Origin of the sequence: Aporhodopirellula sallentina SM41, from assembly GCF_000346505.1 — a bacterium.
Lineage (GTDB): Bacteria > Planctomycetota > Planctomycetia > Pirellulales > Pirellulaceae > Rhodopirellula > Rhodopirellula sallentina.
This window is the reverse complement of record NZ_ANOH01000115.1, coordinates 44,756-56,398: the sequence shown is the minus strand read 5'-3', so window position 1 is coordinate 56,398 and position 11,643 is coordinate 44,756. Positions and strand designations below refer to the sequence as shown.

Annotated in this window: 8 protein-coding genes; 4 read left to right on the top strand and 4 right to left on the bottom strand. The window is 58.5% G+C overall.

Annotation, left to right across the window (positions count from 1 at the left end; genetic code table 11):
• Positions 1-2,059: adenylate/guanylate cyclase domain-containing protein (locus RSSM_RS07125; protein ID WP_052336006.1), on the top strand; the 2,059-nt coding region annotated here is incomplete at its 5' end.
• A gap of 257 nt (positions 2,060-2,316) precedes the next feature.
• Here RSSM_RS07125 and RSSM_RS07120 read toward each other — a convergent pair.
• On the bottom strand, positions 2,317-3,054 hold the full coding sequence (locus RSSM_RS07120; RefSeq protein ID WP_008676048.1) for a response regulator transcription factor: 738 nt from the start codon (positions 3,052-3,054) through the stop codon (positions 2,317-2,319).
• A gap of 179 nt (positions 3,055-3,233) precedes the next feature.
• A complete protein-coding gene (locus RSSM_RS07115) occupies positions 3,234-4,112 on the bottom strand; it encodes a metallophosphoesterase (RefSeq protein ID WP_008676045.1) in 879 nt (292 codons plus the stop codon).
• Between the two features lie 129 nt (positions 4,113-4,241).
• Here RSSM_RS07115 and RSSM_RS07110 point away from each other — a divergent pair, with 129 nt between their 5' ends.
• Positions 4,242-6,041, top strand: coding sequence for an outer membrane protein assembly factor BamB family protein (locus RSSM_RS07110; protein WP_008676043.1), 1,800 nt, complete (start codon positions 4,242-4,244; stop codon positions 6,039-6,041).
• Between the two features lie 40 nt (positions 6,042-6,081).
• Complete coding sequence (gene bshB1, locus RSSM_RS07105; protein ID WP_008676040.1) at positions 6,082-6,822, top strand: bacillithiol biosynthesis deacetylase BshB1; 741 nt, start codon at positions 6,082-6,084, stop codon at positions 6,820-6,822.
• 144 nt (positions 6,823-6,966) lie between these two features.
• On the opposite strand, the gene RSSM_RS07100 is transcribed toward bshB1, so the two are convergent.
• Both RSSM_RS07100 and truA read right to left on the bottom strand, forming a co-directional pair.
• Entirely contained in the window at positions 6,967-8,556 is a 1,590-nt protein-coding gene (locus tag RSSM_RS07100; protein ID WP_008676036.1) for a serine/threonine-protein kinase, read from the bottom strand.
• Between the two features lie 185 nt (positions 8,557-8,741).
• A complete protein-coding gene (gene truA, locus RSSM_RS07095; protein WP_236621000.1) occupies positions 8,742-9,662 on the bottom strand; it encodes a tRNA pseudouridine(38-40) synthase TruA in 921 nt (306 codons plus the stop codon).
• A gap of 354 nt (positions 9,663-10,016) precedes the next feature.
• Between truA and RSSM_RS07090 the strand changes: the two genes are divergently transcribed.
• Positions 10,017-11,540, top strand: a complete 1,524-nt coding sequence (locus tag RSSM_RS07090) for a DUF58 domain-containing protein (protein WP_008676032.1) — start codon at positions 10,017-10,019, stop codon at positions 11,538-11,540.
• Positions 11,541-11,643: the final 103 nt, after the last annotated feature.

Here is an 11,643-nt window from a genome sequence, read left to right as displayed (position 1 = left end):
GGCGTCATCGTCACCAGCCGGCCCGGCATCCGCCTATGCCGATGCGAGCAGCGGTGCGGTCGCTGAATCAGGCCAACGCCAGAAACGGCACGTCGTCGCGATCCCTTGGGCCGTGCCATGGGACTCCTCCATCTCTCGCCATCATGCCGTGCTCACTCGGTTGAGCAACGACCGGTTGCGTGTCACGAAAGACCCACGGGCACGCAATCCGATTTTTTACCGCGGCAAACCACGCGAACAATTTGTGTTGGTCCCGGGCGAGCACTTCGTCATTGGACAAACCACCTTCACTCTCGCGCGGCGTCCGGGATTCACGTCCGATCCGGAACCGCCGCCCCAACCGTCGGTGGAGTCAACGCCCTCGATCCGCCGTGGACTCGCGTCTTCGCAACGTGACAACGCGGGCAGCGATGCGGATCTGACACCGGACTACATTGCGTCGCCGCAGTCGTTCGAAGTCACCGAAATGGCGTTCGCCGAATCGGCATTGAGGCAGCGAAACTTTCACGACACTCAAGCGAGAATCGAATTGCTCGCGAGGCTCCCGGACTTGGTCGCCGGAAGCATCAGCGACGAAGAACTGTTTGCGCGAGTGACGGACGTTTTACTCCGCGCGACCCCGGCATCCTCTGCGGTGGCGATCGTCCGGGCGGACCAGCCTGAAACAACGACAGCCAGCTCCGATTTGGCTAACTCCGATTCAGGGGACACCGCGCCGCAGATGCAGATTCTGCACTACGACGTTCGCAACAACGACTCGACATCGCACGACGTGAGCACGAAACTGGTCACCGCGACGCTGCATCGTCGTGAAAGCGTTTTGCATCTGTGGGAGACCTCTCCTTTGCGAGGAACGTCCTTGCCCGCATCCGATTACACCGCGACCGAAAACGTCGACTGGGCGTTCTGCGTGCCACTGCGAAGCGAAGCGTGTCGTGGGTGGGTGCTCTATGTGACGGGCAGCCGGACGGGGTTGGTGGGCGAAGCGGCGAATGACTCGCGCACCTTGGTCGACCGACTCAGCGACGATGTGAAGTTTGCCGAGGTCGTCGGTTCGCTCGTTTCAGGCATGCGTCAGGCGAATCAGTTTCAACAACGGCATGCGGCGATGCGGCGGTTCTTCGCCCCCGTGGTTCTCGACGCGATCGCGGGCACCGATTCGGAGAATTGGCTGCAGCCGCGTGAGTGTGAACTGTCGGTGATGTTTTGCGACCTGCGTGGTTTTTCACGAACGTCGGAAATGCACAGCGATCAACTTCTCGTACTGCTCGAACAAGTCAGCGCGGCCCTCGGCGTGATGACCAAACATATCCTGGACACCGAAGGGGTGATCGGAGACTTTCACGGTGACGCCGCCATGGGATTTTGGGGATGGCCATTGCCGCTGCCTCACGGGACCGACCCGATGGTGGCGGCGAGTTCGGCGGCCGCACGTGCGGCGGCAGACATTCGTCGCGATTACACAAAGGGAGCCTCCGATTTCCGTTGCGGCATCGGGATCGCTTCGGGCAAAGCGGTCGCCGGCCGGATCGGTACGGTCGACCAAGTCAAAGTGACCGCGTTCGGTCCGGTAGTGAATCTAGCGAGCCGGCTAGAAGGACTCACCAAAGTGTTCGGGGTCGAGATACTCGTCGACGAGGTGACTGCCAAACATCTCGTTGTCAGCAACTCCACGATCGGCACCGATTCGGCGGAGGATGATTCGGTCGCGACCGCAGCACTCTCCCCAACACACTCCGGTGCAACGCCTGCCATCACCGGAGACGGTTTTCATTTGCGAACGCTCGGTCGGGTGCGTGCCGCCGGAACGCAAACTCCGATCGAGATTTACCAATTGATCGTCCCGATGGAAAACCAACCGCAACTGACTCAGACGCAACTTGAGTTGTCACAGCAGGCGTTTGTCGCGTTTGCCGAAGGACGCTGGGACGACGCCTATCAACAGTTGCACGAACTGCCCGCATGGGATCGTCCCAAGGACGTGTTGCTGCAGCGAATCCTTCACCACCACCGAGTCGCACCGGCGGGATGGGACGGAGTGTTGGAGTTCCCGAAGTAGTACAAGCCGAGGTGGTGTGCTTACTTGTTCCGCCGCAGTTTGATTTTCCGGTTAGAACCGTAGTGGATAACGCAAGGCTGTTGATTACCCACAAATTTCTTCACGCCGAAGGCGTTTTAGCTATTAGCCGGCGGTAGAGCAAAGCGAGCACCGCCGGGATGGTAGGCAAGGCATTGTTGCGCCCCCCTTGGATATCACCGAAAGTCTTGGCGACTTTCGCTACGGTTTGAACCCTTAAGTCGAAAATAGCCGAAGCGCTAGGCTTCTTCGGCGACTGCGACTTCTTCGTCTTCGTGAGCACTCGATTCGTGCTCGCGGAAGCGGTATCCGATGCCACGAACGGTTTCGATCAAGTCTGCCGAATCGTTCATTTTCTTCCGCAACGCACGGATGTGAACGTCGATCGTTCGCTCGAGCACCAAGGTGTCTTCACCGAGAGCGGCTTCGACGAGTTCGTTCCGATCGAAGGCACGTCCGGGTTGGCGGATCAACGTTTCGAGCAGCCGGAATTCGCTCTTGGTGAGTTTGAGGACCTCGCCATCGATGGTGGCCACGAAGCGTCGGCGATCGACGGTGACTCCCGACTGGGTCACCGATTCGGCATCGTCCACGGTAGGTTCGCGACGTCGCAGGAGAGCTTTGATCTTCTGCAGCAGAACCTTGTAGCTTTCGACCGGCTTGAGAACGTAATCGTCTGCTCCCATTGCGAATCCGACCACTTGGTCCGATTCCTCACCGAGTGCGCTGAGCATCATGATCAGGCACGACTGAGTCGCCGGATTGGCCCGCAACTGCTTGCACACCTCGACTCCACTGAGGATCGGCAGATCGACATCGAGGACGATCAAATCAGGCAACTGCAGTTTGGCTTGTTTGAGTGCTTCGCGGCCGTCTGTGGCTCGGAAGACTTCGTAACCTGCCCGCTTGAGTTGATACTCAAGCGTCTCGACGAGCGGCAGATAATCTTCGACGACGAGGACTTTCGTTTTGGACATGCGGCGCGATTGTGGTGGGGAATGGCGGGTTAAAAACGGCCTCCTGCGGACGCCAACATTTTGATCCATCAACCCCATTTACGCAGCGCCCTGGGGAGGGCGAAAGCAATGAAGGTTCTATGAATATTCTATGTGCAGAACCGCATGGCCTGGCGTCTTTGTGAACCAAAATCAACGATTTATAGGGACAAATCGAGCACAACGGGCTCGAACGGCACATGCTTCACCGCTGCGCCCGCGTTATAGAACTCGTAGCCCGCAATACGCACCCCGCGGAGTCGCCGGTGAGTGTGCCCGAACACGATCTGCTCGATCCCATGGCCGAGCCATTCGGGTTGTTCCCGGACCCACCGGAGCAACCGCATGCAGACCCGTTTCCGGCGGTGAACGGCGCCCGCGGTCGCTAAATGCAGTCTCGCCGACACGGCCGCGTTGTAGAGGTGATTTCGGATCGCGGGGGGCTCGTGAATATCAGTGCGTTCATGGTGCCATCGCGACCGATATCGGCCCAATCCCGCGTGGCTGCCGCCGCCTTCGATCACGTCGCCGTGAACCATGAGGCAATTGCCCACACGAATAGCGTCGAGCCCCACATGCACGCCCCCAGGCTGCAAGGGCAACTCGTGATTCCAAATCGGCTGAGACGCCGAGTTCTGCTGCCGCGTCGATGGCTGATACGGCGCGGCCCACTGAGCGAGTGCAGTCTGAAATTCGGGCTGAGCGTCGTGATTGCCGGTCAAATAGACAAAGCTCTTTTCGGGGAACTCCTCCCGCCACGCCTCCAACCAGTCCACCGCGATCCGGCGAGAGGTGGGCCCGTCCCCTTCGCACGACCAACAAAAGTCGAACAAGTCGCCGCCCCAAACGCACACGTCCGCCGATTCGACCGCCTTGCGTACCACCCGATGGTGTTCGCCATAATTGCTTCGCGAACTGAGCAGATGCAAATCGGAGACAAACGCGACGGTCAATTGACGTTTTGCGTTTCCGGATCCGGGCCGCACCAATGTCGCGAGATTTGGCGGACTGCTATCGTGAGAAATACGATCGTGTGACATCTCTCGCCTTTGCGTTAGTTCGGCCGAACCGGACAATTGTTTTTTAACGTGGTCTTCAACGACTCGTTTTCAACGACCGCGTCTTGGATTGTTCCTGACTCCCCACTCATCCGTACCAACCATTTCATAATGACTAATCCTAACGACGGGTATGCCGTCTCCAAATCAGAGACAGACGCCGCACCCTCAACCGCGCCCAGTTCATCGGATCAGGCCGTTTCCGCCAATCGGACGCCGTTTCTCCGCCGGGCTGCATTCTCCGCCGGAGCAGGCATTTTGATCATTGGCGTGATCCAATACTTCGCTCCTGATTTCGATTACCAGTTCGCGTTTCTCGGATGTTTCGGTGTTGGTGTCATCTCGTTATTGTTGACGTTGTACTTTTTACAGCGGGCCGCACATCGTGCCGGTCGCACGTGGTTGGTACCGGTGTCGACGCTCGCGATCGCGATTGTGTTCATTTCGCTGGTGAAAGTCCGAACCATGTCGGGCGAAATGATCCCGCAACTCGGTTGGCGTTTCTCGACGCGAGAGGTCCCCGAACTACAAACATCCCCGGCTGCACCGATCGCCCCCGATGCGTCAAACAACGTAGCGGCATCCGGCAACGATCCCAACAACGCAAACGGCGCTGCCGAATCGAATCGCCCGAGCGAGGAAATCGCAGCCGGTACGGACGCCAATACCGACGATGCCACACCGTCATCGGAAACGCTCGTGATCGAGTGGGGGCAGTTCTTGGGTAACAACCGCAACGGTGTCGTCAGCAATCGTGCGTTCACGATTCCCAAATCCGCCAGCGAAGTCGAAACGATTTGGAACATTGGCATCGGCGGCGGGTGGTCATCGTTCGCGGTTGCCGGCGACATTGCCGTGACGTTGGAACAGCGTGAAGACCGTGAGTGCGTCACCGCGTACCGTGTCAGCGATGGCGAGTTGTTGTGGATGGTCGACCATGAGGCGACTCACACACACCCGCTCGGCGGCGCGGGTCCCCGATCCACCCCGGCGATTGATCAGAACCGTGTCTACGCTCAGGGTGCGACCGGGATGGTGTGGTGTTTGGACTTAGTGACCGGACAGGTGATTTGGGAAACGGATCTGCTCAAGACCGCCGGTTGGGATCAGGTCGAATCCGAAGTCGCCGTCACTTGGGGGCGCAGCGGTTCACCGTTGATCGTCGACGGTCTTTGTGTTTTGCCCTTTGGCGCAAACGCCGACGCGAGTCAACGGTCGCTGATCGCGTTCGATGCGAAGTCAGGCGAAATTCGCTGGACCGCCGGCGAGGACCAGATCAGCTACGCGTCGCCGCAGTTAATGACGCTCGCTGGAGTGCGGCAAATCGTTTCGGTCAACGAACAAACCATCACTGGCCACTTAATCGAAACCGGCGAGCAACTCTGGGAAACGGATTGGTTCGGACAAAGCAGCGGTGGAGCCAACTGTGCATCGGCGATTGATGCGGGCAACGATCGTTTCCTGATCGGCAAGGGCTACGGTGGCGGTAGCGCGTTAATCGAAGTTCAACAATCATCCTCAAACGATGGCTTTGTCGCCGAAGACGTATGGCGATCCAACCGGGTGATGAAAACGAAATTCAATCATGCGGTAGTCCGCGACGGCGTCGCATACGCGCTGAGCAACGGTGCGTTACAAGCGGTCGACATCGACTCGGGTGATCGCCTCTGGGAGCAATCTCGTCGCTCGCGGTCGGGGCAGGGGCAAGTCATCTTGGCCGGTGATACTTTGATCGTTCAAGAAGAAATGGGCGACGTCTTGTTCGTTGACGCCACGCCGGATGAATACCGTGAATTGCTGCGGATCGACGCGCTGCAGCACAAGACGTGGAACGTCCCTAGCCTCGCCGGCAACATACTGTTGGTGCGGAATTCCGTCCAAGCGATGGCGTTCCGTTTGCCTCGCAAATAAACACTCACATCACAGCGACAAACAACTCGAAACGACAACGATGATCAACACGCTCACACCGACTGAGTTCCCCAATCCTGACGATTTCGAACCACTCGACTTCCTCGTCGTCGCGCCGCATCCCGATGACGCTGAAATTGGAATGGGTGGCACGATCATGCGGATGATCGATCAAGGCATGCGGGTCGGCGTGCTCGACCTCACCTCGGGCGAGCCGACTCCGCATGGCAGCATGGAAACTCGCATTCGCGAAACGGCGGCGGCGACTTCCGTGATGAAATTGACGTGGCGTGGCAACGCGGGACTGGTCAATCGAGCACTCGAGAACACGATGGATGCTCGCGTTCGGATCGCAAGCTACATCCGCTGCCTTCGACCGCGTTGGCTGTTCGCGCCGTACTACCATGACGCCCACCCGGACCACTTGGCCGCGACCCTGCTGACCGAAGCGGCACGGTTTCACGCCAAGTTGAGCAAGACCGACATGCCCGGTCCGCGGCATCATCCCGAGCGGTTATACTATTACTTCTGCATCCACCTGCGGCTCGCCGTCCAACCGGCGTGGATCGTCGACATCTCCGAACAGTGGGAACGGAAGATGGAAACGGTCAGGGCCTACGAGAGCCAAATGATTACCGGCCGGCCGACGGCACCACCGACACTCATCGATCGAATCCGCCACGAAGGCGAGCATTGGGGACGGCTGATCAATCGCACTCACGGCGAACCGTTTGATACGAAAGAGCCACTCGCGATGGGCAGTTTGCGAGACCTGCTGTAGCGAAAAATCTTCGAGTGTCGGCAGGTATCCGGGCGTGAACGATTCCGCCCCGCCGGGTTCGCCGCGCCGAGTTCACCCCGCCGAGTTCGCCCAGGCTCAACTCACTCAGCTCAACTCACTCAGCTCTGCCCACCCCAGCTCTAACTACTCGACGACAAACACACGACCGCCCTTGCCGTCTTCGATGGCTTTGACTTTGGGGGACGCGTTGGGAAGTGGTCGCGATATCGTGTAGGCGGCAATACCGACGACGAGCACGAGTGCGACCACCGCGATCGCCAAACCGATCCCCAGCATGACGAGCTGCGTGTCGCCGCTTTTTTGGCCACCGTCGGATGACGATGCGGCGTTGGTTCGCGTCGCCGCAACCGGGCCGGACTTCTTGACGACAGGAGGGATTCCCGATTGCCCGCGTGCAGCCCCAGGCATCGACTGGTTCGACAGTCGGCCACTGGACAGTGGTTGACCGGATAATGGTTGACCGGGGGTAGTCGCAAAGTCCGAGATGGAACCTCCCGCGACATCGAGTGGCGGCAGCGAACCGAAATCGAAATCTTTGATAACCTCGACGACGTCAACCTCTGACGTCGGCATGCTGTGGCTGTCTTCCATCGTGGCCTGAAACAGCTTGTCGTCGATCGCCGAATCGCTCTGCGTCACCATCGCCGCGAGTTGTTCGTGTCGAGCCCCGATGTCACCCCGTCCGGCCCGCAATCGTTGCAACTGATTTAGCAAATCCGCCGCCGACGACGGTCGCTCGGCGGGCTTCTTCGCCATCATCCGTTTGAGCAGCATCGCGACGGCTTCGGGACAATCGCTACGCGTCTGACGCACGTCGGGGATCGGCGCGGTTTGGTGTTTGGCCAGTCTTTGCGCGACGCTGTCGCCACGAAACGGCGGTTTCCCGGTCAGCAAGAAATGCCACGTACAACCGAGCGAATAGATGTCCGCTCGTGCGTCTACCGTCTTGCTGTTGAGGGCTTGTTCCGGGGCGACAAAATCCGCCGTCCCCATCAACCGTTTGGATTCCTGGTTGTCATCGGCCTCCGACCATCCGATCCTCGCCAATCCCATATCGCTGACCTTCACGACACCGTCACTGCGGAGCATCAAATTGGACGGTTTAATGTCCCGGTGAATCACGCCGCGTTCGTGAGCATGCACCAAACCCTCGCAGGCTTGGGTGATCGCATCGAGCGCCGCGTCGTAAGACATGATTCCGTCACGCGCAACGATTTGATGTAGATCAATCCCGTCGACAAACTCCATCACGATGTAAAGTTTGTTGCCGGCTTCGTTAAAGTCGTACGCGCGGACAATATTGATATGATCGAGTTGGGCCGACGCACGAGCCTCTTCTTTGAACCGTTCGATTCGGCGAGTGTCTTTGAGAGCATCGGGCGGTAACACCTTCAACGCCATCTGACGTTTCATCACTTGGTGTTCGCCGAGATACACCATTCCCATCCCGCCACGTCCGAGCGGTCGGAGCAGTTTGTACGCGCCGAGAAAGAAACCGCGACTCTTGCCCGAGAGTAGTTTGCTGGCCTGCCATCGCGTGAGCAGCCCTGCGTTTCGCAGGCCGTCGGCGAGGCGCTGTGAGTCCACGTGGGCATCCTCCGTCATCAACGATGCGACGACGGTTTTGATTTCCTCGAGCGTCAGAACACGTGAGGCGAGGGCGCGTTTGACGAGCGAACGGGTTTCTTCATCAAGAATCGGACGCGCGGTCACTGTGGAAGTCGACGATTTTAGCTGAATGGATGGTCCAGGAGCGGTAGGGGAACTCTCACCATTCATCGTGAACTCGAAATAAGTAAATAAACGAACGGCCAATTCTACTCATCGGCCTCGCGGTTTGCGAAGCGACAGCGTGCATGGAACGCTCGCCATTTCAACCGATTTTCGGGCCCGGCAGGTTAAGTTTTCGTGAACATTAACGACGGAGTCAAAAAAACCTCATTGGGATAACTTACGCAGCACAAAAAAAGCCCCTGTGGCGGTGCCGTCGCCCCTGCCATCTGGCGATCTTTCGACATCAAAACTTCATCAATCCACTCCAGCGGTCGGTGCCCGCGGGCCACGTCCAACATCGTCCCGACGAGGTTGCGGACCATGTTGTAGAGAAACCCGTTGCCCTCCACGTCGAAGCACCACCGTTGCCCGGTAAACGCATCGGACCGAGCCGCAATGGCCTGCGATTCCTGGCCATCGGATGCACTGACGTGTTCCCGCATCCAACAACTCCGCGTGATCGTGCGAACCGTACTCGCGACGGAGGAACCCGCGGCTTGGAAGGCGGCAAAGTCATGGGTTCCGACAAACTTATCCGCCGCCGCCGATAACAGATCGACATCCAGCGGCCATGGAACCCGGTACCGAGTCCGCATGGCAAACGGATCACGTTGACCACCGACCTGAATTTGATATCGGTAACGTTTCCTGACGGCGTCAGCGATCGGATGAAACGAAGCCACCGTCTCACGCACATCGACGACGGTGATATCGTCAGGCAATCGCGAATTGATGCCTCGCATGACCGCGTTCGCGTCGGCTCGCCAATCAGGCAACACGCAACGAGCGACCTGCCCCCACGCGTGCACTCCCGCGTCCGTGCGTCCACTACCGAGCACGCGACCTGCTTTCGTCCGAACGGCTGCATCGGCCGGATCGATTGCGGACTGGTCTTTCTTTGCGTTCTTGCCGAGTTTTGCCTTCTTGCCGAGCAGCGTGGCGACCGCGTTTTCGAGCTCGGCCTGCACGGTCGGTTGCCCCGGCTGGACCTGCCATCCCGAATAGCGAGTTCCGTCGTAGGCGATCGTCAGATGATAAGTCGGCAAGAGGTTCTCGCAGAAAATGGATAGAATCAGAAAAAGGTTCAGCAGTCGGAAAAACGCACACTCACGGAAAAACCGAGACACCGACGGATCGCATCGCCGCACCCAAGGTCGCTGTTCGAGTCGTTATTCTTATCCAACCGGCCGGATCACGGTAGCGTGTAGGACACGTTGAGGATCTGTTAAGATGTCCGCACGGCGTTTGAGCCTGAGGATGCTCGATCGTTTTCTGACCGTTTCACCGTTTCACCGTTTCACCGTTTCACCGTTTCACCGTTTCACCGTTTCACCGTTTCACCGTTTCACCGTGACGACGAGTTCGCGGCGAGTCACACCCACCGACCGCGACACGACTCCATGCTTTTTCATCTTGCTCAATCAGCGACCGCCAGCGGAGTCGCGGAAGAGATTCAGTGGCTCAGCGGATTACCATGGTTGCTGCTGCTCTTGCTGAGCCTACCGTTGGTCGTGGCCGCGTTGTACACGCGGGTGTTTCCGACCGGACTGTGGGCGAGCCTGCTGAGCGTGTCCATCGTCCTGAGTGTCCTGTTCGTCTTCTCGCCACAGGCGCTCGTCGTCCTCGCCATGGTCGACGGTCTGATCTTCGTGGTCACGTTGATTGATTTTCTGTTGCTGTGGTGGGGCAGTGGTGGTCACCGCGCGACCGGAATCGTGGTTTCACGCCACATCCCTCGTACCGGTTCGCTACGTGTACCGATCGAGACGACGCTGACGCTACAGAACCAAACATCGATGCGTCTGATCGGTGATTTCTGCGATGACCTACCCGAACATTTCACCGCTGAACCTTCGATGCATGATCTCGATCTCGCACGAGGAATGGAAACGATCGCCATCAGCCAACTCACCGCACATCGTCGCGGCGCGTTCGAGTTGGAACGATGTTACCTGCGAATCAAAAGTCCGCTGCGACTGTGGCAACGCCAAATCACTCTGCCGATTCACAACCGGGTGAACATCTATCCGGACATGAAACAGTTGTCCGATTACGCAATGCTCGCCCGGACCAATCGGCTCAGCCTGATCGGGGTCCGGCGCACTCGTCGGATCGGACAGGACAGTGATTTTGAACGTTTGCGTGACTACACACGTGACGACAACTATCGCCATATCGATTGGCGCAGCACGGCCAAACGCAACAAACTCACCGTACGGCAATTTCAGAGCGATCAAAGCCAACGGCTGATCTTCATGCTCGATTGCGGTCGGATGATGACGAATCAACGCGACGGATACTCGCTGCTCGATCACGCTCTCAACGCGTCGTTGATGATGGCCTACGTTGCGTTGCAGCAAGGCGATTCGGTGGGCATGATTTGTTTCAGCGATCGGATTCACGCCTACATTCCGCCGCGCGGCGGGGCGAGCCAGATGAACCGATTGCTTCAGGCCGGTTTTGACCAGTTCCCTCGGATGGTCGAATCGCGATATGACCTTGCGTTCCTGCACCTGAACTCGCGGTGCAAACGCCGCTCGCTCGTGACGCTGATCACGAACGTGATCGATGAGGTCAACTCAGCGGTGATCGTGGACTACCTCTCGAACCTGACGGGCACTCATTTGCCACTCGGTGTTCTTCTACGAGACCGCGAGATGTTCGACGCTGCCGACGCCCCTCACAACGCCGCCTTGGCTGCGGCGGCAGCGGGCGGTGGTACCGAGGCTCCCCATTACACCGAAACGATCGACGACTTCACCATGTATCGAGCCGCCGCGGCGGCTGACATTCTGCTGTGGAGGGAAGAGGTTCTCACCGGACTGCGACACCGCGGAGTGCTGTCGGTCGACGCGTTCCCCGATGAACTGACCGCTCCGCTGGTGAACCAATACCTCGAGGTGAAGGCCAAGCATCTGCTTTAGAGCGTTGGGATGTTTTACGTGTCCGATCCCCGTAACTGAATTCACCAGAATTCAGGCCACCGAAGTCAGGCGACATCGACGACGTCGTTTTTAGAACGTTCGA